The 24,535-nt window shown below is 33.9% G+C and carries 26 protein-coding genes and 2 pseudogenes; 3 read left to right on the plus strand and 25 right to left on the minus strand.

The genetic code is table 11. The features are described from left to right. The 9 genes from AB3M96_RS16240 to AB3M96_RS16280 all read right to left on the minus strand — a co-directional run. Nucleotides 1-389: hypothetical protein (locus AB3M96_RS16240; protein ID WP_412968686.1), on the minus strand; the 389-nt coding region annotated here is incomplete at its 3' end. A gap of 321 nt (nucleotides 390-710) precedes the next feature. Next, on the minus strand, nucleotides 711-917 hold the full coding sequence (locus AB3M96_RS16245) for a hypothetical protein (protein WP_412968687.1): 207 nt from the start codon (nucleotides 915-917) through the stop codon (nucleotides 711-713). A gap of 153 nt (nucleotides 918-1,070) precedes the next feature. Beyond that, the gene (locus tag AB3M96_RS16250; RefSeq protein ID WP_412968688.1) at nucleotides 1,071-2,867 is read right to left on the minus strand and encodes a GmrSD restriction endonuclease domain-containing protein; all 1,797 of its coding nucleotides are present in this window, start codon (nucleotides 2,865-2,867) and stop codon (nucleotides 1,071-1,073) included. 425 nt (nucleotides 2,868-3,292) lie between these two features. After that, nucleotides 3,293-3,562 carry a hypothetical protein gene (locus tag AB3M96_RS16255; protein WP_412968689.1) on the minus strand — a complete coding sequence of 90 codons (270 nt, stop codon included), beginning with the start codon at nucleotides 3,560-3,562 and terminating at the stop codon, nucleotides 3,293-3,295. Between the two features lie 226 nt (nucleotides 3,563-3,788). Next, nucleotides 3,789-6,554 carry a DEAD/DEAH box helicase gene (locus AB3M96_RS16260; RefSeq protein ID WP_412968690.1) on the minus strand — a complete coding sequence of 922 codons (2,766 nt, stop codon included), beginning with the start codon at nucleotides 6,552-6,554 and terminating at the stop codon, nucleotides 3,789-3,791. 4 nt (nucleotides 6,555-6,558) lie between these two features. After that, nucleotides 6,559-7,728, minus strand: a complete 1,170-nt coding sequence (locus tag AB3M96_RS16265; protein WP_412968691.1) for a hypothetical protein — start codon at nucleotides 7,726-7,728, stop codon at nucleotides 6,559-6,561. Further along, nucleotides 7,725-8,456, minus strand: coding sequence for an OmpA family protein (locus AB3M96_RS16270; protein WP_412968692.1), 732 nt, complete (start codon nucleotides 8,454-8,456; stop codon nucleotides 7,725-7,727). The genes AB3M96_RS16265 and AB3M96_RS16270 overlap by 4 nt, the downstream gene beginning before the upstream one ends. A 10-nt stretch (nucleotides 8,457-8,466) precedes the next feature. Then, the gene (locus AB3M96_RS16275; protein ID WP_412968693.1) at nucleotides 8,467-10,056 is read right to left on the minus strand and encodes a hypothetical protein; all 1,590 of its coding nucleotides are present in this window, start codon (nucleotides 10,054-10,056) and stop codon (nucleotides 8,467-8,469) included. 508 nt (nucleotides 10,057-10,564) lie between these two features. Further along, a complete protein-coding gene (locus AB3M96_RS16280; RefSeq protein WP_412968694.1) occupies nucleotides 10,565-11,185 on the minus strand; it encodes a hypothetical protein in 621 nt (206 codons plus the stop codon). 160 nt (nucleotides 11,186-11,345) lie between these two features. Here AB3M96_RS16280 and AB3M96_RS16285 point away from each other — a divergent pair, with 160 nt between their 5' ends. Continuing rightward, the gene (locus AB3M96_RS16285; RefSeq protein WP_412968695.1) at nucleotides 11,346-11,576 is read left to right on the plus strand and encodes a hypothetical protein; all 231 of its coding nucleotides are present in this window, start codon (nucleotides 11,346-11,348) and stop codon (nucleotides 11,574-11,576) included. A 382-nt stretch (nucleotides 11,577-11,958) separates the two neighbouring features. On the opposite strand, the gene AB3M96_RS16290 is transcribed toward AB3M96_RS16285, so the two are convergent. From AB3M96_RS16290 to AB3M96_RS16340, 11 genes and pseudogenes are all read right to left on the minus strand, one after another. Beyond that, nucleotides 11,959-12,315, minus strand: coding sequence for a hypothetical protein (locus AB3M96_RS16290; RefSeq protein WP_412968696.1), 357 nt, complete (start codon nucleotides 12,313-12,315; stop codon nucleotides 11,959-11,961). Between the two features lie 17 nt (nucleotides 12,316-12,332). Next, a complete protein-coding gene (locus tag AB3M96_RS16295) occupies nucleotides 12,333-12,626 on the minus strand; it encodes an Ada metal-binding domain-containing protein (protein ID WP_412968697.1) in 294 nt (97 codons plus the stop codon). Nucleotides 12,627-12,886: 260 nt separating this feature from the next. Further along, nucleotides 12,887-13,873, minus strand: a pseudogene (locus AB3M96_RS16300) (restriction endonuclease). A gap of 124 nt (nucleotides 13,874-13,997) precedes the next feature. Continuing rightward, nucleotides 13,998-14,270: a DnaD domain protein gene (locus AB3M96_RS16305; protein ID WP_412968698.1), complete on the minus strand. Its 273-nt coding sequence runs from the start codon at nucleotides 14,268-14,270 to the stop codon at nucleotides 13,998-14,000. Further along, nucleotides 14,270-15,010 carry a DNA replication protein DnaD gene (locus tag AB3M96_RS16310; protein WP_412968699.1) on the minus strand — a complete coding sequence of 247 codons (741 nt, stop codon included), beginning with the start codon at nucleotides 15,008-15,010 and terminating at the stop codon, nucleotides 14,270-14,272. The genes AB3M96_RS16305 and AB3M96_RS16310 overlap by 1 nt, the downstream gene beginning before the upstream one ends. 270 nt (nucleotides 15,011-15,280) lie before the next feature. Next, on the minus strand, nucleotides 15,281-15,652 hold the full coding sequence (locus tag AB3M96_RS16315; protein WP_412968700.1) for a nucleotide excision repair endonuclease: 372 nt from the start codon (nucleotides 15,650-15,652) through the stop codon (nucleotides 15,281-15,283). A 68-nt stretch (nucleotides 15,653-15,720) separates the two neighbouring features. Beyond that, nucleotides 15,721-16,332, minus strand: a complete 612-nt coding sequence (locus AB3M96_RS16320; protein WP_412968701.1) for a branched-chain amino acid aminotransferase — start codon at nucleotides 16,330-16,332, stop codon at nucleotides 15,721-15,723. A 77-nt stretch (nucleotides 16,333-16,409) separates the two neighbouring features. Further along, nucleotides 16,410-17,702: a DEAD/DEAH box helicase gene (locus AB3M96_RS16325; RefSeq protein ID WP_412968702.1), complete on the minus strand. Its 1,293-nt coding sequence runs from the start codon at nucleotides 17,700-17,702 to the stop codon at nucleotides 16,410-16,412. 489 nt (nucleotides 17,703-18,191) lie between these two features. Further along, entirely contained in the window at nucleotides 18,192-18,614 is a 423-nt protein-coding gene (locus tag AB3M96_RS16330) for an Hsp20/alpha crystallin family protein (RefSeq protein WP_412968703.1), read from the minus strand. Nucleotides 18,615-18,626: 12 nt separating this feature from the next. Beyond that, nucleotides 18,627-18,869: a spore germination protein gene (locus AB3M96_RS16335; protein ID WP_412968704.1), complete on the minus strand. Its 243-nt coding sequence runs from the start codon at nucleotides 18,867-18,869 to the stop codon at nucleotides 18,627-18,629. A gap of 18 nt (nucleotides 18,870-18,887) precedes the next feature. Next, nucleotides 18,888-19,163, minus strand: a complete 276-nt coding sequence (locus AB3M96_RS16340) for a spore germination protein (protein WP_412968705.1) — start codon at nucleotides 19,161-19,163, stop codon at nucleotides 18,888-18,890. Nucleotides 19,164-19,428: 265 nt separating this feature from the next. On the opposite strand from AB3M96_RS16340, the pseudogene AB3M96_RS16345 reads away from it, so the two are divergent. After that, nucleotides 19,429-19,509 (plus strand): annotated as a pseudogene (locus tag AB3M96_RS16345) (YjcZ family sporulation protein); the annotation flags it as partial. Nucleotides 19,510-19,671: 162 nt separating this feature from the next. Here the strand turns inward: AB3M96_RS16345 and AB3M96_RS16350 are convergent. Together AB3M96_RS16350 and AB3M96_RS16355 are read right to left on the minus strand one after the other, a co-directional pair. Beyond that, nucleotides 19,672-19,980: a hypothetical protein gene (locus AB3M96_RS16350; RefSeq protein WP_412968706.1), complete on the minus strand. Its 309-nt coding sequence runs from the start codon at nucleotides 19,978-19,980 to the stop codon at nucleotides 19,672-19,674. A 91-nt stretch (nucleotides 19,981-20,071) separates the two neighbouring features. Continuing rightward, a complete protein-coding gene (locus AB3M96_RS16355) occupies nucleotides 20,072-20,266 on the minus strand; it encodes a hypothetical protein (RefSeq protein ID WP_412968707.1) in 195 nt (64 codons plus the stop codon). A gap of 440 nt (nucleotides 20,267-20,706) precedes the next feature. On the opposite strand from AB3M96_RS16355, the gene AB3M96_RS16360 reads away from it, so the two are divergent. Further along, nucleotides 20,707-21,162 carry a hypothetical protein gene (locus tag AB3M96_RS16360; RefSeq protein ID WP_412968708.1) on the plus strand — a complete coding sequence of 152 codons (456 nt, stop codon included), beginning with the start codon at nucleotides 20,707-20,709 and terminating at the stop codon, nucleotides 21,160-21,162. A 361-nt stretch (nucleotides 21,163-21,523) separates the two neighbouring features. On the opposite strand, the gene AB3M96_RS16365 is transcribed toward AB3M96_RS16360, so the two are convergent. The 3 genes from AB3M96_RS16365 to AB3M96_RS16375 all read right to left on the minus strand — a co-directional run bounded on the left by AB3M96_RS16365 (nucleotide 21,524) and on the right by AB3M96_RS16375 (nucleotide 24,524). After that, on the minus strand, nucleotides 21,524-22,375 hold the full coding sequence (locus tag AB3M96_RS16365; RefSeq protein ID WP_412968709.1) for a DegV family protein: 852 nt from the start codon (nucleotides 22,373-22,375) through the stop codon (nucleotides 21,524-21,526). Between the two features lie 421 nt (nucleotides 22,376-22,796). Further along, nucleotides 22,797-23,192 carry a hypothetical protein gene (locus AB3M96_RS16370; RefSeq protein WP_412968710.1) on the minus strand — a complete coding sequence of 132 codons (396 nt, stop codon included), beginning with the start codon at nucleotides 23,190-23,192 and terminating at the stop codon, nucleotides 22,797-22,799. Nucleotides 23,193-23,195: 3 nt separating this feature from the next. Next, nucleotides 23,196-24,524, minus strand: coding sequence for a hypothetical protein (locus AB3M96_RS16375; RefSeq protein ID WP_412968711.1), 1,329 nt, complete (start codon nucleotides 24,522-24,524; stop codon nucleotides 23,196-23,198). Nucleotides 24,525-24,535: the final 11 nt, after the last annotated feature.

The following is a 24,535-nucleotide window of genomic DNA, read 5'->3' on the forward strand; positions in this document are numbered from 1 at the left end:
CGTGCAGTACAGGAATCATCTTTTACAGGTAGCCTAGGCCTTTTTTTAAAATGTCCTTTACAGAGGGTACACTTTAATCCAGGTACACTCATTACATCTCTTTTATTTATATCACTAGCCGTTTCTATACCATAGGATTGTAATACAGCTTTTCTACTAGGGCCAATACTATCAATTTGACTAGATTGTATATAGTGTCTATCCAGGTATTCAATTAATTGTCTGTTCCTGAGATTTTTTTCTAGGTCTCTTATTTTATTTGCTTTTAACTGAGGAATTTGTTCGTACTGTTGTTTTAATTCTACTAACTCTGAATATTTCTTATGAAACCTTGTAGGTGTTGCTTCATTATCCCATTGATTCTTAATACTTCCTAATTGGTTTTTCAATCTATCATTAATTTTACGGTGCCTGTCACACCCCGAAAAATCTTGTTTCGCAAAGTTGTTCCACAAGAACATTTATAGATTGTAAAAAGAGCCGAATCCTCAAAGAATACGACTTTTTTATGTTAAATATTGCTGAGCAACACACTCCGCATGGATCGAGTTCAATTTAGATAACAGCTATGTAGCAACATTGTGAGTAATTGTATGTTATTTGGTTAGAATAAATCAACTATTTATCCATTCTTGAATTTTACTCTCTATCAATGTTGCATCCAAACTGCCGTCTAATCCATCCTCTGTGATTATCAAGTTTCCAAGAGTTTATGAAATACCCACACTTTCATAATTTGCTCTTTTCTCGTCCCAATGGTTTTTATATGATTTATTCCTTAGCATTCCAAGATGCTCTAAATACGCAGTTTTGCCTTTGTAGCGTAAAGTAAGATCAGGAATATAGGTTTTACCAAGAACTTCTAATGATTCTTCATAGAAATACTCGATATTCATTTTATCTAGTATGTTAGCCACAATTACTTCGGACTTTGACCTTACCATTTCACCACGAATCGTTTAAAAGTAAGGTGCCTGTCACTTCTCGAATTTTATCGAGTTTATAGGAGTGACAGGCACACTTTTTTATCTTTGCCTCACAATTGTCGAAACAATTTTTTTTACATGCAGTTATAACGAAAAGTAAAAGTTTTTAATCTTCTCCGCCATCATAGTCCTTCTTTTCTCAAGAAACTCTTCATAATTCGAAAAATCCATTTTAAATAATTCTTCTGGTATACAGTTTTCCTTAAGATTTTCTTTTAAATCTTTAATATTTGTTATTTCACCGTACTTAGTTGTGCCAGTTTGACATTGCCCCAATACTGCCTCCATATAAATATTAGGGGATTGGTCTTTAATTGCAATATTAATTTCTTGTTGAGTGTAAGTGTAATTAGCTATCTGATTATATTGTCCACGATTATTATAACCGTTTCGTTGGAGATATTTTTTGGGGAAGATATGATGAATATCTCCCCTTTCTTCTATTAAATGTCTAACTTCAACTTCTTTGGATAAAAAGCCTTTATCACTACTTTTAACTTGTGCCATTAAATATAAATGAAAATAAGGACTACTAGCGACTGAAGTATTTAAACGTGTTACTAAGATGTTATTCCAGAAGGCATCAGAAAGCTCGCCATCCTCGGTATTTTTAACATAGACCTCAGGATCTACTGCATTATTAAAACGTCGAACATCAAACTCGAACATCGACTCTGGAGATCCCGAATATCTCCCTGTTAGCATTGACAAAACTAACCATTTTCTCACTGTTCTACTGATTTTAGCTTGGTCAACCTTTTTATCACGCAGTAATAGATATAAAACGTAACCAAAATTTAATGTATTCTGTGAACGAATAAGACTCTTACTTATTATACCTGCTGACTTTACAATCATAAGGTATCTTTTAAAGTTTGTTTCATTAATAAAAGCTAACACGCCATCTTCTAATGTTTTATATGAATCTTCTGCAATTTCTTCCTTGTATTCTCTTGTTTCAAAGTTTCTACCCGATAGTAAGCTAACAAGATTAGATAGTTTACCTCTATAAAACTTGAACGTAAAGGCTACTCTTAGTAAATCAGAATAGTCTGGTATGTAAAGAGAGTCCGTATGGTCTTTTATCCATTTAATCTTATTAAAATAGTCAGTTGAAGAGAATTCAGTATCATTAGTTTGAATAGATGAAAAATCCGCGGGATTTTTCGCCAAATGACAGAAGTAATCAATCACTTTTCTTATTACAACACCATTATAAGTTTGATTAACAGCAATTTTGGACATCGCAAAATCTGCTTGACTGAGAACTACCCCTTGTGAATTAATACGGATGAAAATTTCTGTTACAGTTTCTATATCTAGTTCATGTGAAAGTTCAATAATACCTATATTACTGTATCGGATATTCAGTAAATTATTTATTACTTGTCCAATTGCACTTTGATCAGCAATTCCGTTATTTTGACAGTATGTTCCTACAAAACCAAATAGATCAAATTCTTTTTTGAAGAAACTCGAAATATCACTAATCCACTCTGAATCTTTTTGTATGGCAGGATTTGAAACCTCAAACTTTTCTTCCTTAGGATTAAATGCAATCTTTATTCTTTTTTTCTTATAATCTGCCCCTATTACCTGTTCACCAAGTAATGCTGCTGTCATTGCCGTAATTCTCTGTTGTCCATCTATTAAGATCTTCTTTCCTAATGCCTTAGTACCATCTTTTAATTTTGTATCTGGATTTCTCCATGTAATAATGTACCCTACTGGATAACCTTGATATAAAGAATCCATTAGGTCCCTTACCTTACTATTATCCCAAACAAATGGCCGTTGTATCTCTGGTATTGCTATTTCTTCCGCTTTAATCCAACCTAAAATCGTATCAATTGAGTTATTATTAACAACATACTTTGCCACTTTTATCCTCCCAATTTATCTGTATATTTAAGTTCTTCCTTATTATGGATATATATAGTTTAACATAGAGAAAATATAGGAGAAAGTTAAGTTATTGATGTAATGAACTATGAGGTAAACAACGGGACAGTTTTTGTTTTTTATTATTTTCAATTCGCTAAAGTTTATTAAAGATAAAATAAATGAATTCTAATGTTATACTTACCAAGATAAAATGGCAAGGACCAATTTAGTGGTTCTTGCCATTCTTACAACACAACTTATTAATCCCCAGCTTTTCAAAAACCATTTGCTAATATTTAGGGTGCCTCACCACCCGGAAATTCTTGTTGTCATGGAGAGTCCAACTATTTTTGTTTGGGACTCTCTTTTGTGTGGTATTTTTCAACTTATTAGAGATTTTCAATAGTATTCATAGGATAGTACTAATCAACTTTTATATCAATACTTGAAACATCCATTTGTATTGAACTGATATCCGACCTGATATCACTTAAACTACTATCAATAGTTTCAACATCAAGTTTTATTGAGTGGACATAAGTATCAATTGAACTAACACTTGAATCTATTGTACCAACGTCTAGTCGTATAGTTGAGAGTGAACTCTCGATAGTATCTACTCTGTCATTCAGGTTTTTCATTTCTTCTAATATATCACTTAAAACGTCAACTACATCCTGTAAATCAGCCACTTAATCACCTCCTTTTTTACTATTTTTTAATTGGAATACTAAAAAATAATAATAACTGCTAGGTGTTTTTCATAATATTATAGCCCTTTTATTAAAAGGAAGATCACTAATGCTAATACTAATTTTCAAGTGTTTTGTTTTTTTCTGTTTGATAATTGTCTCCTAGAAAACTTGGAGACTGTTCTATTGTTAACTTTACATGCTTCTTTAGTGTAATGTTCACCATTTAATATTTACTACTTTGTAATTCCTTAAGTAGTTCATCATTACAATCTAACAGTCTACTTGGTACAATTACTTTTTCTGCAAGGTTTTCTTTTTCTCTTAATAGTTTATCAAGTATCTGCTCCATAGTCCTTCCTGCTTTCGAATTAACGATAGGAAAGTAGACTTTTACATCTTTCTTTTGACCTATCCGATATGCCCGGTCTGTTGACTGGTTTTCTACAGCAGGATTCCACCATCTAGTGTAATGGATGACATGATTTGCTCCAGTTATTGTTAGCCCCACTCCCGCAGCTTTTGGAGAAAGGATCATAACATTAAATCCACTTGAATTATTAAAAAGATTTACTTTATCCTGTCTTAAAGATGTTTCACCATTAATTATTTCCGGAATTATATTAAATTCTCGCATAATAGTATTTCTTAATATTACTTGCATTTTTTTATAATCGGTGAAGATTAAGACTTTCTCATTGTTTTTCTTAACATTCTTTATTATTTTCAGGGTTTCCAACAGTTTTGGTACACTCGAAATAGGTAACTGATCATATGAAGAATTAAACAGGGCTGGGTGTGAACAAACTTGTCTTAAAGCATGGATTGCTTGAAGCCCATTCAAATTCTTATTTACAACTTTTTCAATTATACTTCTATAAAGCACCTCTTGTTCAGGTCCTAGTGGAACTTCAAGAGTTATTTTCTCTTTCTTTGGAAGTACATCTGATAGATGTTCTAATTTTGTTCGTCTCTTATAGATAGGTTGTATTTTTGACAATAATGAATCCTCAATTGTTTCAATTACAGATGTGTCGTCGTTCTTAGAAAGTGGGGTTTCGTAGGTTTCCCGAAAATATTTTAAACTTCCTAACAATCCTGGTTGAACATAATCGATAATAGACCAAAGTTCAGAAAGCCCGTTTTCCACTGGAGTACCAGTCAAGGCTAGCCTAAATTTACTTTTAAGTGCTTTTACAACGGTTGCTGTAGCTGTAGAAGCATTTTTTATCTTCTGAGCTTCATCACAAATTGTAACGGTCCAATCAATTTTTCCTAATAAAAGCTGGTCTCTAACTAAAGTATCATAACTAACTAAAACAACATCAAACTGTTCAATATATTTTTTTTCTTTTAATCTCGTGCTTCCTTGGTGAATATATATATCTTTTGCCAAAATTTGTGGACAAAATTTTAATAGTTCAGCTTTCCAATTTTCTAACAAACTTAAAGGTGCAATAATTAAGCTTGGCATGATTTTCCCTATTGCTTTTAAATGGCTAAGGAACGCTATGACCTGAACTGTTTTTCCTAAGCCCATATCGTCAGCTAATAAACCACCCATATTACGGAAGTCTAATAACTTTAACCAACGAAAACCCTCTGTTTGATATGGGAATAAATCAGCTTTAAAGGATGAAGGTGGCGGATCTAATATTCCGTTATCTTCAATTGCTTGTCTAACTTCAATTAAAGGTTGGTTGAACTCTACTTGGTCTAAGTTTGTAAATATTTCAAGTACATATGGAAGACTGGTTGGATCTAATTCTTTTTTATTATTTAGTTGCTTACTAATCAATTCTCCAGCATTTATAAATTCTGTAGCATTATCAGGTATCTCTATCCAAATTCCATCATCCGTGAGAACATGTGACTCATTTGTTTCTTTGGCCCTTTTTACTAAATCACTAAAATAATCCATATCAAGCGTATTTTCATCTGAGTCAGGGTTTAACTTATCAATTGATTTGGCTCCATATTCAAACTCAAACCACCCACGCTCATTTTGATTACCGTGTATATAAGGCTGTGTCTTATAAACTCTAATGCCTAGGTTTTTTACTCTCTCTCCGAACTCCTCCAAATTAATAGGAATAGATTCTGGAATAAATGCAGCTGGATTTTCAACAAACCTAGGGACATTACTACCTTGAATTGGTTTAATTTCCTTGATATCTTTACTTTTGCTTAAAGCATCTCGAGAAACTAGAACTCTATTCCTGGCTTCTTTGCCAGTTACAGAATAAATACTAGATGTTTTACTTAGTTCATCGAGAGTAGATTGTAAGTTTGGGTCATCACTTTTATACTTAGGGAAAAGTGAAACAGTTTTTTGATCACTTAGTATTGCATCAATTTCAACATCATCAATAAAGGAATAGTTTTCCCTATCGACATACGAAGATAAGCTAGCATTAGCATCTTTTGCAAGTTGTTTTACTTCTGCGAAATAACGCAGATTTTCTTCAGTCGAGGAAGAAACTGGTGGATTCTCAATAGCATTAATTAATAAATAAGTTTCTTTTGGTAGTAAAATAACTTCATCACTTTCTGTTACATATAGTGGCCCAAAACGCTTTGAAAAGCGATTGATACGGCCATACTTCGGGTGAGTGACAATTGGATTAAATGCAAATTTTTGTGTTCCTACTATTCCCGTTGAGTCAAGTTCAACATTCACATCACTATCAGGTACTGGTAAAGATAGAACTGAACATATCTCATTATCTAACTCGTACAACATTTGATAAGGTAATTCATAATCTTTAACCAAGTCTATGAAACCATCATTATATAACATTTCAAGCATTGCAATTTTATCATTATCATCGGAGTTAAGAACGGAAGCTATAGGTACTTGAGTAAGAGGAAACCGAATTTCTATTTCCCCGCTCTTTCCCTGAAGTATTATTTGGTAATGGATTGCACTGTTTCCAAAGTGTGACCTCAGAAACAACGATTCTACTTGAGTACGTTTAAAAAAAGAAACCAATTTCTTACCTCCTTAAAAGCCTATACATTAGTGAATGACCACGTTGTTCCCAATTGCCATTATAAATAATTCTATCGATATTAATACTTCGGTTTTTTAATTGGCTAACATTTTTTATCATTCTATTTTTTACCCTATAGGAGAAATTTTCATTAAAGACATCTTTTTCGTATATATACGTTGCATTCCCAATTTCTCCAAATACTACTATAACTATATTCTTATAGTACATAACAAGTGTATTTAAAGACTTGAATGTATCATACTCTTCCGCATCATTTAAATATTGCTTCCAAAATTGAAATCTTTGATTATCTGAATTGTGAAAGAACTCCTGTAATTGTTTTAATTTTAACCAATTAAGAACTTTCTTTTTGTTAGATAGATCAATATCTTTCCAATAGCTGTTTGTTTCAATAGGGAAACCATATTCTCTAATTAGCCAATTTAGAAATGGGGTGTGATATTCTTCTATCGACAATACTGATAGATATCGATTTAAAAATAGAGTTTTCTGATTTGAACTCATTAATTTAATTTCTGATATTAGAAAGGTTGGTTCTTCCCTTAAAAAAGTTTTGCTCTGACCGCCTGCCCATACTTCGTCAATTAATAACCTTCTTAAAGGAGAATCCCATTTTAATTTCCAAGCATTCATAGTCTCTCTAATAGGTTTTGAAATTCTAATAAAAACCGATGCTAATTTTGAGAAGGAATCTTTAGTTAAAAAAACTTCTCCAAAAACTCGCTTCGCATCTTTAGGAAAAATGTCCTTATATTCATTCTCTGTATTGAATAAATTTAATAAAAGTGGCGTAAGCATAGAATTTTGAGGTTGGTTGTTAAAATGTCTCCAAAATATTCTGTAGATGTCTCGGTTGGCGACCTGTGAGAGTATAAAGGATATTTTATTTTGTATACTAATTTCATCTATGTTTACGTATTCCTCAGATAATACAAGGATTTCTCTTCGTCGTAGCTTTTTGGAAAAATCGATTAGTTGCTTCTCTGTATCTAGCTTGGAAATTAACTTTAATAGTTTCTCTAAAGTCCAATTCGCTAGCTCTCTTGTTATTAATTCATCTCTTGTTTCAATCAACTTTGAAAGTTCATTTTTCTTCTCTATTAACCTTATTGGTGTAAATTTAAATGGACGATCTAAGTATAATCTCATTCAACTTTCACCAACTTCATTAGTTCTTGAATCATTTCGTCATCTTTTAAACGAAACTTAAATTCAACTCTTCTAGATTTATCTGGATTATAGTTATCTCCATCATAAACCGGTTGGCTGAAAGATCTACCATTTGCAGTTATGAAATTCTGCAATTCTGCTTTATTGTTTAGTAAAACCTTTTCACTAAACATTGCTTTTACCACTGAAAGTGCTCTTCTTTGTGAGAGATCTAAATTGTATATATAACTACCATTATTGTCAGTGTGCCCTTCAACAATTATTTGAGCAACGTACTCTTTATACGGTCCAGCAAGTAGAATTTCTATATATTTAGGAGCAAATTGATTTAACATATTATAGCCACTGTCCGACACTTCATCACTATTTGTGTCAAAGAATACTCCGCCCTGAAAGCTTATTGCTCCAGTTTGCGGGTCTATTTGCATAGTTAAATTAGAATCTTGAAACTCTTGGGTAAGAGCTTTAATAATTTCTGCTTTGACCCCTAAAATTTCTTGAATCTTTTGCTCCTTTACTTCAAGTTGTTCTTGATATTCATCAATAGAAGCTTCCTTCTCTTTTAGGTCGTTCCTATAATCAAAAATACTTACTGATAATAATAAAATAAATACTAATAATAACCCTGCCATTAAATCAGAATAAGACATCCAAAAGTCACCTGCTTGGTGATCCTGTTCGTATTTGGTTCGGAAGTTTTTTCTCACCTGTTGTCACCTACTCTACACTTGACAAAAGCTGTTGTTGTTTAATAAATTCTTTTCGCCATTTATTCTCTTGTTGTAAAAATTCGTTTTGAGATTCATTGATTTGCTTTAAGTTTGATTGAAAATCTTCAATTAGTTTTGGCATACTAACCATTACATCTTCGATACCCATGACACTCGATTGAAGATATTCCAATGCTTGTCTCAAATTTTTATCAAATTGCTCAAAAGTATGTTCTAGTCCGGAATGCATATGATTAGCAAACTCTTTCATAGATTGTGACAATTGTTGGTTCAAAGATTCCAAGTTATCTTCAGAACCTTTCCAGTAAACTTTAAGATTTTCTAAACGATTATCAATTGTAGTTAGTTGTTCACCCATAGTTCTTGTTAAGTTTTCTTGAATGCTATCTAACTCACGATGTCTGTAGTATGACTGCTCTATAGACGAAGCTGCAGTCTCTTGTAAAGATCTTAAGTTACCTTCTACATCATTCAATAGTTCTAAACTTGAATTAAATTCAAATTGAAATCTAGTTAGATTATCAGAGTATGAAGAAAGTTGATCAGCTAATGATGTTAGTTGTGATCCCATTTTTGTTTGTGTTTCGGTATTATCGACAAGTTGTTCAACTAGGTGATTTGTTTTATCAAACATAGTTTTATTCCACTCAATCATTTCACCGAGTATTTCTTTAAGATTATCAAAGTGACTAGATGTTGCTTCATTTAACGAATTTAAGAAATGGTTTGCCATTGAGTTGAGGCTATCAGCTTGTTGTTGACCTAAATTTTCTGCCATCTTTTCAATAGCAACATTGTTTTGGTGCATAGTCTCTTGATTTCTCTCTAAATGTGGTACGATTGAACCCTTTATAGATTCACTAATACCATTTACTAAACCGGGTATTAATGTATCAGTGACCATTGTCTTATAAGCTTCCAGTTGTTCTTTTTGCAAATTAACTAAACGTTTAAGATAAGACTCAGAATCTTCTCTTGGTAGAATGGTATTTAATCCGTTCATTAATATATCGACAGATGAAATTAACTTTGGATAAAAATAAAACTTATCAAGGAAAATCCAAATTACGGAAAGGAATATACCGATTAACGAAGATGTAAAGGCAATATTAACGCCGCTAATAAGACTCCCTACTCCACTCTGAAGCGAGTCGTCTCCAATAACGTCAAAGTTAAATTTATCTAAGCCTAGTTTTAATCCAAGAAAAGTACCTAAAATACCAAATGATACAAGTAAACCAGAAACTATCTCAATTTGTTTTCGTTTACCTAACTGATAAAGTATATAGTCTCTATTTATATAATCAAAAACATCTGGAGCTTCGATACTATTTTTTGCTTGTGATTTAAAATAGCTCCAACTCGGTTCTAAGACATGCTTAGGATTATCCTTGAAGAAACTATTCAAAGTAGAGATTGTCTCTTCATCATTTCTATTAAAAGTTTTAAAGTTTGTATCAATGTAACTATTTAATTTCTCAATCTCTTTCGTTAAATTTCTAATTCCACCAAACAAAAATATAACAAATACGAAAAAAGTTATTATAATAAATCCATTAATTAGGAAATCTAACAAATTAATTCCTCCATATTACTAAAATATACTACTAAAGGACCACTATAATAGTCCTTCTTTAATAATATCATTTTTTAAAAGAATTAAAACCCAAATAATTGGTAAGTAGATTAATAATAACCTTCTACTACACAATTACTAATAAAAAAATGCATACCATTTTTGGTATACATTTTAACAGGCTTATCATAATTTCAGTTTATATATATGAGTTTTGCTTACAGCCACAAGAATGTGGGATCCCCCTCCTATTTTTCACCAGAAGTTTCCACCAAATTCACCATTTTATGAAAAAGTGTTACCAATCGAATTTTAAATAAAAGAAGCCTATTCCTCTTTAATTCTTCCGAGGAATCAGGCTAATGGCATTCCGGAATACGCCGGATTGTAGAATATCATATTCTATCTCATAGTTTATTTAATACTGTGCAGTAAACGGATTTCTTTTATTAAACTCCGTTTAAAAGAGTTATCAAATAAATCTCTTAAAAAGTAGTACATAATAGTCTTATGTTACTTCAGGTTTTAGTTTTAATTTTCGATATATCATCAAACATTCATTTAAATATCCGATTTCCTCTATGGTTAGAGATTTTACTTTCTCACTTGAAGTCCTAAAACCTAAGATTTCTTCAACTTCACTAGCGGCAGCACTAATACCTTCTCCTATCAACTCTTTTGAATTATGTAATATTTTTCTTAAGACTTCATCAAGGATAGATTTTATATTGTCATATTCTAATACTTCTAGGGCATCTTCTGTATTCATTCCAAAACCCGAATCGGTAAAAGATTTACTTACTACTTTACTCAACTCCTTCTTATTAATATCTAATAAAACAGCAAGCATTGTTGTAATAGTGTTTTCAATCATTGGAACAAATTCTTGTTGTGATATTTCCATTATAACCCCTGTAAATGCTAATCTAACAGGATCCCCTCCAACAATATTACATAATGCATGAGTTACTTCAAAAGGTGGTGGACCCATTTTGCCGTTTTGTAGATTGCTAATATAAGCTTTATTTTTATTAAATCCTCGTTTACGCATTTCATTTTCAATTATACTTAGACTCAACCTAGAGTCGCTAATATACTCTTTTAAGAGTGTAGAATAGGGATTAGTCAATTTGAATAGCTCCTCCTTTCGTTGTGAATAAATTATAACATTTTTTATTTACTTTCAACAACGGTAGTGTTATTATAATTATTATACAACACTTGTTATACTTTAATAATAACATTATACCCTTTTAAAAAAAAATTTTACTAAAAAAGGATGGTTTAAAATGTTACAAGTACTAAAATCAATGCCGGTTGATAAGGTCATAAGACTTCTTTCTGAAAATCAGCAATTTAGAGAGGCATTTATTAGATTTGCGGAAAAACATGGAGTAACAATAATTAAAGGATTATTTGGAATTGCTTTTTTGAATATCTTAAAAGAAATTTTAGAACAACGTGAGGTTACTTTTAAATTTACAAACGGAGATACTCAGGTCGAATTTTATGCAAAGTAAAAACCTAGGAAGAAAGTTTTCCTAGGTTTTCTATTCTTATAGTTATGGAACATAATACTCTTGTTACATTCACTTCGTTATTAGCGTAACACTTACACAAGGTTATTTTTCATTAATTTTCGGAGTAACCCTTACCTCTTTAAATCTGAAGCAGAAATAAATTAATGATTCCTATAATGCCTAGTAGACCATTACAACGCAATAAACAACTCCAATTTGTAATATTTCCAGTAGAATGTTTTTAACAAACGCCACTAGAATTAACACATTCGTCTGATGTAATTGAGTTTAATCATTTTTTCTCTAGGAGGATTAATCTAACTCATTTTACCTAAAGGTAACGGTAGTCAACAACCAATTGTACAACTGATTAAAATATAGATTAAACTTTACCCAAATCATAATGCAGGTCAGCTATAACCATTGCGTGATCACTTCCTGCTCGGATGGCTCCTTCAAGTCGATATTCTACGTTACGTACACAAAAATGTTCACTTATCATGATATAATCATACCTCTTATGATAGTTACCTCTTATAGAATGCGATACCGATATTGGTGTATATTTGAGAACTGATTCTTCGGGTATATTACACTGCATTTCCTCAATTTCCTTAAGCTTATCCTGATTATATGCTAACCAAACCCTATAGCTATCCTTCATGTTGTGTACAGGCTTTTTTCCTAATATAAGTGCAGCCCCTTTCCCATAATCACCACCCTGGCTGAAAAATTTCACATTCTCAAGGTTCCCTCTTATTTGCTATCCTGTAACGATATCCAGATTTTAAATTTTTCAGGCAAGCATCTAGCACAAGGTTTAAATCCAGCTTGAATTGCAGTTTGCTCATCCGCAAAAAATACTCTTTCTTTTACATACCCACCTTTAGCAATGTAGCGAAGAGCTGTAGGACAGTCCATGCGCCCATATACTTTGGATTTTTTGTGACCACCATATGTTCCTGGAGTTTCACTTTTATAAAATTTCTTATCAGCACCCATAAGTGTATATGTTTTATGAGAACTCCTTGTTTCTTCTCTCTCACTCATTCCATTACCCCCAATTTTATAAATAAATCTTATTTACTTAATAAGAGTTACAGCTGATACAAAAAAAACTGATGCTCCCCTCATTTGAATACTTGCTAATTCTTCGAAACTATTTAATCGAATTTTAGAGAGTGCTATACCTTGTAAAATTCTACCTTTTATGAATTTATCCTTCTCTATATACAAAACGTTCCGTACTTTTTAACTATAAATTCAACGTAAAGCATTCTATTTATTTCTTTTACAGCTCTTTTCAACCTCTACACCTTCCCCTCCGGAACATACATCTTCTTCAAAGGCAAAAGAACCTTCGTCTCATTCGGCATCTCTTCGTAATAGCAACCAATCAACTCTAAAAGTAGTTCTAAATCTACCAAACTCACAGAATTCTGTTTCGCAACAGCTTTCGCATTTACTGTAAATCCACCAGTTGATACAAATAAAGCATTAGCATCAATAGGGTTAGCACCTAGGAGTTGTTGGACTTCAGGTGATCTAGTTGAACTTTTCCTATGCTTAACCTGTGCTTTTATGATAGGTTTCTCAAAACCAAAAGCATCTTTAGCTGCCAGTATGTCAATCCCACCATCTGGACCCTTCGAACTTATATCTACCTTGTACCCCATTGATACTAGTAAACCACCAACAAGTTCCTGCGTTTGCCACGGGTCCAGCTAATTAACTTTATCTTTAATACTAACAGTGGCTAAATAAGATAAGTTATCAACAATTTCTTTTTGTTCCTCTTCATTCTCTTCAACTACGCCACTCTGTGGACCTTTCAATAGCTGTTCTAGTTCATTTCCCCAGCCATCAACATTAAAAACTGTGAGAGTAGAACCTAAGCTATTTTTCGCAGTTTGAGAGAGTTGATCTCTTTCTATCGTGCTTTCAAACCAATCTACTTCAATGACGTTAGGATAATTTGGATGTCCAATCTCTAAATCATAAGTATGTGTCATTGTTACTGTGCCTACTAAATACTCTCTACTATCTTTCAAATACGTGATTACCATATCACCAATATCAATCTCATAACTAAATCGCCAAACTTGACTTACCCAGCTATTAATCGAAGATGACTTACTCTCATCACAATCTTGCCTAACTCTCTTTAAGAACTCTGTTTTCGTATGATATTCCTTTGGGTTACCAAAATTGACCCAACCAATCGAAACAATTCCTCTCTCAATCCATAAAGAAATGAGCTCATCATCCCCTGCACGTACCATCCACCATCTACTCACCGTTTCTCCTCCTCTCTATGTTGGGACAGAGGGACAGGTTCATCGTCCCAGAACTTTCAACATCTCTATCCATTCCTCAATACTCCATGTTCAGTAGTGACCCGCTATAGCAAATCCAAGCAATTCATTTCTCTCCAGCCGTTATATCAAATACAAATTCAGTTGGAATGGCCCTTCCCCTATGTACAGCTTCAACCTTTTCCTTTTGCTTGCTGCCTCCATATTCGTTGGCGTTATAAAAATCTATGTCTTCAACAGTCAGTAAGGATTCGTTTTCCCAATTTTTTAGAATTCGAATAACATAGTTTAGTTTTCTCTTACTGTTGACAGATGTAATTTGCATTGCTTTTAAGATGATTTCTTTTGGGTGCACAAAGTTCGAATTAATTAACCACATCACAACTGTTGTTTTGTGTTTACATTTGTATTGCCAAATCCATTTTTATCCCAAAATGCAATTATGTCATTTGCGTATTCTTTGTTTGTGTGAACACTCTCTAGATTCTCCTCTATACTTGGATAGAGATCTTTTTGTTGTTGTTGTTTTTCTTTTTCTTTTTCTTTTTCTTCTTCTTTTTCTTTTTGCCCACGTATCGTGTTACGAGTCGTTGACGTATCGTTATACGAATCGTCAGCACTTGGTATTACTGGATTTATGTATGTATTGTAATCTGAGCAGATTGCCTTGTTTTCAGGTAAAAATGCGGTCTCTTCTTTTATACAAAAAGTTTCATAGATATCTTGTATTGGGCCATGGCCAATATGTTCTGCTACATACGAAATAAGCGAAGTATCCTCTACTTCCCTTAGTTCAGATACAATACAATTGATCACCGGTTTCCCTACATTACGAAGGTTATCCTTCCCCCAATCTCTAATCGCGAGCTCCCTTGTTTCTGTGTTGTATCGAATCAGCTTATGGTGATTGATAAATCGGTCCAGTAACGAATGAACACTTTCAATCGAATACCCGAGGTCACACGCCATTAACTTCTTCGTAATCTTATAAATCCCAATCTGAGTTGTAAAAGCATTTGTTAAAAGGTACAAATAAAAGTATCGATCCTCTGGCGTCATCTCCTCTATAACAACCGGATCATTCCAAAAATCAACATATACCATTCTATACTTTCCCATCTTCCCCACTATCCTTCCTAGTATAATGAACTACCTCTACAATATTGTTATAGTGATTTAGGGGGTAAAAAGGGGCATCGGTTTGAAAAAAATTTCTCCCTTGCACCTTTTCACACAAAGAGAAAAGAAAAGAGACACTCACGAGTAGTGGTGTCTCAATAGTTAAATAAAATCCATATAATTGTATATTTGAACTACTATAAGGTTCAGTGACCGGCACATTTTCACCCGGTTTATCATTACATTACTGAGGTCTGGCACTACTATTTTTTAATAAAATACTTTATCAACGTTATACTTGGATCGGAGTTTATTAATGATATATGTTTCGTAAATTTCTCGTTCCATTGGGTCTTCTACTATGCAAATATCGATTTTATAGACTTCGTCTCTGTGCATTTTTATAGGAGAAACTGTATCTTCAAAATGTTTTTTAATTCTTTGACGTAGTTTCCGTGCTTTCCCGACAAAGAGAAGCTCATCCTCTTTATTAAAAAATAGGAAAATGCCACCTTTGTCTCTTGGTATGAGATGGAAATCAATAAATCCGTGAATATCCTTGATTATTGGTTCATTTTCTTTGGGAATTTGTTTCCGTTCTGTAATTGTAATATCTGGAGTAGGTATGCTAATTTTTATCATGTTCAATCACGTCCTTTTTTTATAGAGATAAATGGTATCATATGTAGGATGGAAATGATATTTAACAGTTAATTTACGTCCATGCTTTTTTCTTCAATGCTCTCTACTAGTTTAAATAAAAACCGATAAATTAGCCTATATGCTTCCTCTAATGACATCTCCTCTTTAAACCCATTCACGTAATTCAAAGCAAAATTCATGTCCCATAGGCCATCACCTTGATTAAACATCAACTCAAATTTTGCTTTTTCTCCTTGTAATTCTTTTCTTAGGTTTTCTTTAAGAGATGTCTCAAACTTTTTCTGCAGCTTCAATCCTACCATGACGTCGTATGTGCCAAAAACATCATTCACTTCAAACGCAATTGCATCCACGCCGATTAGTTCCAACCAATTTGATTCAAAATATAGAAATTCATTCTTATGTTTTTGAAGGTAGTCAATACCTTGTTCTAAAAAATCATAGGATTCTTTAGAAAGTGTTTCTTCTGTTTCTTTATCGCATCTTTCAATGTAAGCTTCACGGAAACGTGTAGTGGGGTCTTTTTCTATTAATGTAACGTCATTTGAAATCAATTCATATTTTTCTATGTACTCTTTTTCCTCTTGATATAATGCTATTTGTTGCTCTTTACTCAACAACTCTGATGATATGTAATTTTTCATTTGTTTTTGTAACATGGGTGTATCCTCCTGAATTTAGTGCCTTACCCCTGGACTAAAGCATTCTTGGCCATCCATTTTGTATAAGTAGCTCATTAGCGAGTACGTTTTCTACCTCTCGTTGAATTGCTTTTTGAACGCCTATTATTAGGTTCTCTACTTGAAGAAAACGTTGCACCTTTACTTCTGTCTTTTCCTCTACCTTCAGGGCGTTTCGTTTTATTCATTTGCTCACTTTTTTCTCTCTGATAATCCTCACGATCTGGGATACTTACGCCCTTAATCACTTGTATTTCGAATTTTTGATGAATCCCTTTTTCAATCATTCGTAGAAATTCCATATCCTTAGGAGCCACTAATGTAAAGGCAACCCCGTCGCCACCTGCACGGCCAGTTCTTCCAATCCGGTGAACATAGCTTTCAACATCATGTGGGATATCATAGTTGTAGACATGTGTCACCCCTTCTACATCAAGTCCCCTTGCAGCAACGTCTGTTGCAACTAGAAACTGTGTTTTCGCTTCACGAAACCGTTTCATTGCTTTTTCACGTTTCGACTGCGTTAAATCACCATGCAACTCGTCTGATTCATACCCGTTGGCAATCAATGCCTCATGCAGCTTTTTAGCACGGATTTTTGTACGACAGAAGATAATCGCTAAAAAAGGACGATGTTCTTCAATTAAATGAAATAATGTTGCTTGTTTTCTCCTGTCAGTGGTTTCAATTACAACCTGTTTAATTTCTTCAACCGTTACCTTTTTTGCTTTCACTTCGATGAACTCTGGCTCGTTCATATATTTTTTAGCAAGAGAGCGAATTTCGTTAGGCATTGTTGCAGAGAACAGCATTGTTTGTCTAGATGGAAATGTTTCACTAATGATGTCATCTACCTCTGGAAGAAAACCCATAAGCAACATTTGGTCAGCCTCATCTATCACAAGCATCCTAATCGTTGAAAGGTCAATCGTTCCACGGCGAATATGATCTAATAACCGACCAGGTGTTGCCACGATAATATGCTGAGCCCCTTTTAACTTTTTTAATTGATGCTCAACATCCTGTCCACCATATACAGCTAATACATTGACACCCTCTACGTTCTCCATCATTTTCTTAATTTCTTTTGAAATTTGCAGAGCTAATTCTCTGGTTGGGGTCAATATAAGGGCTTGCACTTCCGACTCGTGCACATCAATCTTTTCAAGAATTGGAAGAACAAAAGCCAATGTCTTTCCTGTTCCAGTTTGTGCTTTTGAAATCACATCCTTCCCTTTAAGTACTGATGGAATCGTCTTTTCTTGAATGGGAGTTGGTTCCAAAATACCTAATGACTTCAATGTATGGTTAATCTCTTTTCGAATACCAAGTTGTAAAAAATCTAGCAAGGCTCATCACGTCTCTTTTCTTATCATAATGCCAGTTTGTTTGTTCAAAGGCTTATTTACTATAGCATATTGGTTAGTATTAACTGAATGATTTGGAATATTTATTTTTTCGTCTCATAAAAAGCACCTGACAGGCGACACGGTAAAGCTTTATCACTTTTCCCAACAATATATAACTATATAACTCTCTTATTATTTCAATAAACTAATAAAAACAATACGCATTTCGACAAAAGGATAATTATGTCGATAATAAGATTTTTGTCGAATGAAAATATTGTAGAAAAAGTCGGCAACGCAAAAATTATGTAACTGTTTGTCCTTTTTCACCTTATTATTTAATTTTTATAAACTGAGATTTAACAGATTGGCAATTTAAAGTAATGTATACATTAAAAAACCCACGATTAGTAACGTGAGTTTTATCAATTAGCTATAAAATTAAGTTGCTTATACCACTATATTTCCCTATTTTGTTTTATCTTTCTTCTATTGAAATTGAACACGTTCCACCCTGCGAGGATAGGAGATTTGCAGTAAGCCATTATTTATTTGAATGTGCATGTGTTGAGTGTAGGCAGCTTCAGGTAAGTTAATAATTCGCTCGAATGCACCATATGTTCTTTCCCGTTTAATTTCTTTTTCTAGTGGCAATATAGGATGAATGATTCCACTTACTTTCAATTGTAAATTCGAGATTAAATGGAGGGAAAGTTGTTCACGTTGTACACCAGGTATTTCAATAATGATAAAGTTATATTGTTCATTTTGATATAGATCGTATTTTGGCTGATATTGAGTTTCTACTCGCATGTCATCAGGGTATTTTTCTTCGAGTACACGCGTCCAAAAATCGGTCTTTTTATATTCATTGGTTATTTGTAACCATTTTCTTATTTTTTCTATGTCCATGATAAAGCTCCTTTATATTTGGTTCGCTATAGGCATAGAAGGATTTGCTATTTGGTCTTGGTCACTAACATCTGAGTCCATTACCCCGGAATTTAATACTGCAGAAGTTGGTGAAAAATCACCTAGTGATATATTCGCTCCAATGAATTTACTATTAGCTGTATGACTGTTATGCACAGTAGGTCCTATGTCAATATTTCCGTTTTGATTAGCTCCATTTACCTTTACATTAAAGATATTAATTTGATATGGCATGTCAGTATCTCCTTTCTTCTAGATTGGAGGAAGTGGTGGCGGTACTGGTATTCTTGGATTAACATAAGCGTTGTCCGTGTTACCAATCGCAGTTTGATCGTTTACATCAGGATCGTTTAATAAATTCTCCATAATTGCCTCTGTTGGAGAGGTATCACCGTAGGATGCATTCAATCCTTGAGATTTATTATAGGCTGTTGGACTATTATACGCTGCCTCACCTATAGTGATGGAACCGTTGCCAGAGATACTATTAATTTTTAAATAATGTAAGTTAATTACAACTGATGGCATATGATTACACCCTTCTATCCGATATCTTGTCGTATCCTTTTTACACCTTATGCTGCACATGGCCTATTTGTTCCTCATGTCTGGAAATGGTACTTGGTAACTCTGTAATAAAAAAATGTCTTGTCTAACCTGATTTTTTTTGAATAACTAGGCGATAACCCTATCTATATGGGAGGTACCATCATATATATAACCATAGAAAAGGAGGGATATTATGTTTGGATATGGTGGATATGGTTGTGGAGGATATGGATACGGTTATGGCGGCTATGGTTTCAGAGGAGGCTTTGCCTTAATCGTTGTATTGTTTATTCTTCTAATTATTATCGGAGCAAGCTTTTGTTAATGAAAAATAAAAAATAATAGGTGATAAAATAAAACGGGCTACAACTATGTTGCCTGTTTTATTCTGTAGTAAACACTAATCTACGATTTAGAATTCTCATAATATGCTATGAAGATGAAAAGCTCAGTCTATGACTGAGCTTTTCTTTACTTTATATTGATATTACCAAAAGTAAGGTGGGTAAGGATAGCCACCAAAACCGTAGCCGTACGGATAACCGCCATATCCATATCCATATCCATATGGCCCTATCAATGCACTACCTAATAACCCTCCAACTACTCCACCTAAAAATGGATTGAAGCCAAAACCGTAGCCAAATGGTCTACCGAATCCAAATCCGAATGGTCTGCCAAAACCGAACGGTCTACCGAATCCAAATCCGAACGGTCTTCCAAATCCAAACGGTCTTCTTCCAAAAATTCTTTCATCACTTGGTTGCGCTTGAACAGGCGCAAGTTCATTATACATACTTTCATTCCTCCATTAAAACACAGATTTTGTTAAAACAGTCGTTTTTACAAAGTTTCATTAGAAGCAGTTAGCAGGTGATCTAAATTCATTAACGATATCCAAACCACGGTTGTTGGTAATAATGATGTCCCCCAAATCCGTGATGATGATGGTGATAATAGGACGGATATCCGCCATATCCGTGGTGATGGTGATGATGGTGGAATGGGTAACCTCCATACCCCATTCCATATCCAGGGTAACCTCCATACATCATTGGACCTCCAAAAAATTGTCTTTCCATTCAATTCCCTCCTCATATAGTTTCAAAAGTAGTGTATGTGTCCATATCCCAAGATGAATAGATTATGGCCTATTTTCCATTACATTTTTGGGAATTTTTTTACAGAAAGTATTATTTTCAAATTTTCATAGCTGATTTTACTCTCAAATGAGGCATCCCACAGATTTCGACAATCGTATTTTTTGTCGATTGTAAAGTTATTGTCGAATAAAATTTCTGTAGAAAAATGAAAAGTTATTAAAAAATGGAACTATTTGTCTTGTTTTGCGTATTACACATTATTCCTATATTTTGAAGGTGTGCGTTAACAAATGAACGCAATAAGAGGAGACTTACTAGAGTTAAATCAATGAGAAACAAAGATGGAACAAAAGAATTTCTTTCATAAACAAAATGAAATCTAACCGGATTTTTTACGCAGAAACGAATGGAGTGATTACATGAACATTATTAAAACAGAAAGAGTCATTCGTGTATTTGTAATCTTTATTATATTTTGGAACTATTTTGATTTAATGATACTAGCCCTACTACCAAACATTGGGGATATAGCGTATGTGGGAATACCTCTTTATAAGATACCCTTACTACTAATATGTGCGATGATTTCGCCATATATCATGCGCGGATTTGCTGAAGCGTTCAACGAGATGATTGAAGACTTAGCAGAAGAAGTAGAGAATCCTATTCTCGTTCGAAACGTTCTGCTTGGATTTGTAATACTCGCTTTCTACTATTTTGTACCCGTTATACTTATTGAGCGATTTATACCGTTTTTAAAGGAGTTTGCCCCATTGTATCAGGTGCTTGCAGCTACAAACTCAATCTTTATCGCTCGGTGGTATTTTACTTCCCTCTTACCTGTATTGGATGGTAAGAGACTTGAAAAGTCATAGTTTAAAAGGATGGCAAAAAGATAATGGGTATTAGAACGTATAAATTCCCTAAGAGGGTTAGGTATGCCATGTCTTTCTACCGTTCACATTTTAAAACAGCTAGTTTGATATAAAAATATTATGTAAACCTGTATCGAAATTATTTGACTTTTAATTTTATAAAAAATGAGAAGCAAATATTATACTTCTCATTTAAATATATTCCCTATATGTTACTTATGGTCCCATTTCTATACTACTTTTATTTCACTCTTTTCCTTCTTACATTTCTTGCCTGGCACTCCACGGAATGTCCCGCCTAAATAAAATGTTGTTTTAAAAGTGACTACTTTTTCAATGTTCTTGGATGGTTTTCCTTTATCTAAACCTCCAAACCCGCAATTCCAAATCCACCAGGACCTGCATGTGTTGAAATCATCGCCCCTGCTTGTATCCATGTAACCTGCTTGAAACCATTGTCTCTCGCCATTTTATCCATTTCTTGCTTTATCTCTTCATCTAACCCAAGGGAGTAGATCAAATAAAGCTGTCCTCGATCTATGTTGTATTGAGTCAAATAATCATTCATAAGCTTTTTTGTCACTACAGTCATGTTTCCGCGATACTTCTTCGTAGAAACGAGTTTTCCTTCTATTAAATCAATACGAGGCTTTATTTTTAACAAAGCTGCACCGATATAAGCCGTATTACTTACACGTCCACCAGCTCTTAAGAAATCTAAGTTACCGGGAACAAAAGCTAGCTTTGATTTTGGAACTTTTTCTTGAATTAATTTGGACAAGAGCTCAGGTTCTATCGTAGGATTCTCGTCTAGTATTGTTGCAGCAAACAAGACGATTGCGGCTAAGCCACCGGTTACATTTAAAGCGTCAATTAAAAAGATTTTATCAAAATCTTCAGCTGCTATGACGGCGTTCTGAAAAGAAGAAGAGGCTTTTGACGTATAACCGATATGGATAATGGTGCAATCAGGAAAGTCTTCTTTGATTTTTTTGAAAAATTGTTGGTACTCATGAATGTTCGTGGCTGTTGTAGAAGGAATTTGTTTTGTGTGAGTATGGTACTCATAAATATCCGTTACCGGTAACACACCGTCTAAATGATCCTCTCCATCCATAATAACGTGCATCGGGACTACTTGAACATTATGTTTTTCTGCTAAATCCTTAGGTAAATCAGCTCCACTTTCTGTAGATAAAATGATTTTACTCATATGTACCCCTTCCTCTTGCCACTCATATTTTGTCAAACGTACTATTTTACTTCTCATACTTATTCTATTAATAACCATCTTTTCCCTCTATTAAGCTTGGTGCAATTGCGACAAAACACAGAAACGATTCGAGACTGCTGAAAAAGTGCAACTTTTTTAAATGACTGCTTTTTCAGTGGTCTCGAACCGTCCCTTATATTAAGTTTTTTATTCAAGAAGCATTTTAAAGAATCTGTCCATTATCTACTGTAAATGTTTGAACTGTTAATGAGTTTTTTGTCATTTGGAAAATGATTGAATCAGCAATATCATTAGGAATTGTTATTCTTTTAAGAGGTATGTTTCCAGCACAAAAATAAAAGCCCGAAAATGCTGTTAACCCAACATTTTTGGACTTTTTTACATAAACTACCTCTAAAACCTAGATAACAGTACTTTTCTTTATTTCATCAATTACAACTTCATCAGCAGAAACTACTTTTTCATAATAAAATTTGTCAGTACGATTAAACCCTAGTTCTTCTGCAAGCTTTGCATTATTCGTCCCTAGGTTCACTTTATCTCCACTTTGATTAACTATCACATCAAATTCATGTCCTTTATATTTTCCAACTGGGTGGACATAAAATACATCTGTAAGTTCTGATTCATTTACTTTCTTTTGATATACGCCCTCGGCATATTTTTCAAATCCTTTTTCTACATCTTGATTATCATTGCTTAGTAGAAATATTTCACTTTCTTTCGTTCTTACAATCTTATATTCTTTACCGTTATAGTTGGTATAATTGCCTTTTCGAGCCATCTTTACATTCATCTCCTATTCTACTGGAACAAATCTTCCTAGTTTTGCATCAAATACTCCGACTAACTGCTCCACTCCATTAGTAACAGCATACAATTCTGCTCCATCTTCTGGAAGGTATCTTCCGTCGAATCTAAATTCAGGGATCACTTCTCCGTTTCTTGAAGCAGTGAAACCATTCAATGTACACGGTGGGCCATCTGTGTTGTCTCCTCCAAAGCGTTCACCATATGGAATGTCTATATTATCCACTCTATCAGAAGTAAATACAATTTTCCCATATGTTTCTCCGTTTTCAGGAAACGGCCTGCTGCCGTCCCAGGATGTGTAATCCAAACGGGAAGATTCAACTACATCATCATAGCTTTTTATATGACCTACATCATCCAGTTTAGCCACATAGCCGCCGATTTCTGCATAAGTACCGGATAGATATTTTTCGATATCACCGGCAGGTATTGTCTTTTGTATTTGTGTGTCTCTAGTTATCGGCGCAACAGCGTCACGGATTTCTTTCATCATCGAGACCTCTTTATCCGTTAATTCAGCCACCGGTTTTAGTTTTAGTTCGTTGAATTGGTTAATGGTTAGTCCATGTTTCTTTAACTCAGTATCAATTTGATTTCTAAATGCGTTATCGGAAATACCGCTTATTTTGGTGTCGCTGCCATCAGTTACATGAACTCCGCCTTTCTTTTGTTGAACATTTGCTTTTATCATTTTAACTGCTTTATCAACACCTTTTGTTCCGACAAGCGCTAGAGCTATATCACCAAAAGCACGACCAAACCAATTTCCTCTGCTTTCAGCATCACCATTTATGACATCCTCATTCCACGAGGTTTTTATCGCGTCCCAAACAGCCTTTGCTGTATCTATCGGGTTCGTGATAACATGAATAATTCCTTTAATTGTTTCAATTGGATGGGTAATCGCATTCCAGATCCCTTCCACTGTTGAAACAACGGAATCCCAAAGGCCTTTACCGAAACCTTTTGCGCCATCAAGAAATGCGCCAAAGCCCTCCTTAAATCTGTCCCATGCGGATTTCTTTTCCGTTCCAGGAACTTCTCGGGATTTAGCTGTTTTATCTGCGCTTACATAGCTATCCATCGAGACATCAATAAAACTATAAATCTCATTTAACCTTTTTTCTATATCGTTTATTGCCCTTACAGACTGGTTTATACGAGAATGAATTCCTCTACGGCTAGAGATCTCACTATCAATAGAATGGCTCACGCTCGAAATCTGGCCAGCTACTTTTGACGCTGTAGAAGCTGACGATTTCACACTGTTATTCGTCGATCTGACATTATCTACCTTAACCTTTATTTGTGACAAATGGAGTATCC

It is taken from the genome of Ferdinandcohnia jepli, assembly GCF_047246645.1.
Taxonomy (GTDB): domain Bacteria; phylum Bacillota; class Bacilli; order Bacillales; family Bacillaceae_L; genus Ferdinandcohnia.

Coding starts and splice junctions, on each gene's coding strand:
- AB3M96_RS16265 (WP_412968691.1), bottom strand. CDS start 7,728: ATGAGATTATACTTAGATCGTCCATTTAAATTTACACCAATAAGGTTA.
- AB3M96_RS16285 (WP_412968695.1), top strand. CDS start 11,346: ATGTTACAAGTACTAAAATCAATGCCGGTTGATAAGGTCATAAGACTT.
- AB3M96_RS16295 (WP_412968697.1), bottom strand. CDS start 12,626: ATGAGTGAGAGAGAAGAAACAAGGAGTTCTCATAAAACATATACACTT.
- AB3M96_RS16305 (WP_412968698.1), bottom strand. CDS start 14,270: ATGTGGTTAATTAATTCGAACTTTGTGCACCCAAAAGAAATCATCTTA.
- AB3M96_RS16310 (WP_412968699.1), bottom strand. CDS start 15,010: ATGGGAAAGTATAGAATGGTATATGTTGATTTTTGGAATGATCCGGTT.
- AB3M96_RS16315 (WP_412968700.1), bottom strand. CDS start 15,652: ATGATAAAAATTAGCATACCTACTCCAGATATTACAATTACAGAACGG.
- AB3M96_RS16320 (WP_412968701.1), bottom strand. CDS start 16,332: ATGTTACAAAAACAAATGAAAAATTACATATCATCAGAGTTGTTGAGT.
- AB3M96_RS16330 (WP_412968703.1), bottom strand. CDS start 18,614: ATGGACATAGAAAAAATAAGAAAATGGTTACAAATAACCAATGAATAT.
- AB3M96_RS16335 (WP_412968704.1), bottom strand. CDS start 18,869: ATGCCATATCAAATTAATATCTTTAATGTAAAGGTAAATGGAGCTAAT.
- AB3M96_RS16340 (WP_412968705.1), bottom strand. CDS start 19,163: ATGCCATCAGTTGTAATTAACTTACATTATTTAAAAATTAATAGTATC.
- AB3M96_RS16350 (WP_412968706.1), bottom strand. CDS start 19,980: ATGTATAATGAACTTGCGCCTGTTCAAGCGCAACCAAGTGATGAAAGA.
- AB3M96_RS16355 (WP_412968707.1), bottom strand. CDS start 20,266: ATGGAAAGACAATTTTTTGGAGGTCCAATGATGTATGGAGGTTACCCT.
- AB3M96_RS16360 (WP_412968708.1), top strand. CDS start 20,707: ATGAACATTATTAAAACAGAAAGAGTCATTCGTGTATTTGTAATCTTT.
- AB3M96_RS16365 (WP_412968709.1), bottom strand. CDS start 22,375: ATGAGTAAAATCATTTTATCTACAGAAAGTGGAGCTGATTTACCTAAG.
- AB3M96_RS16370 (WP_412968710.1), bottom strand. CDS start 23,192: ATGAATGTAAAGATGGCTCGAAAAGGCAATTATACCAACTATAACGGT.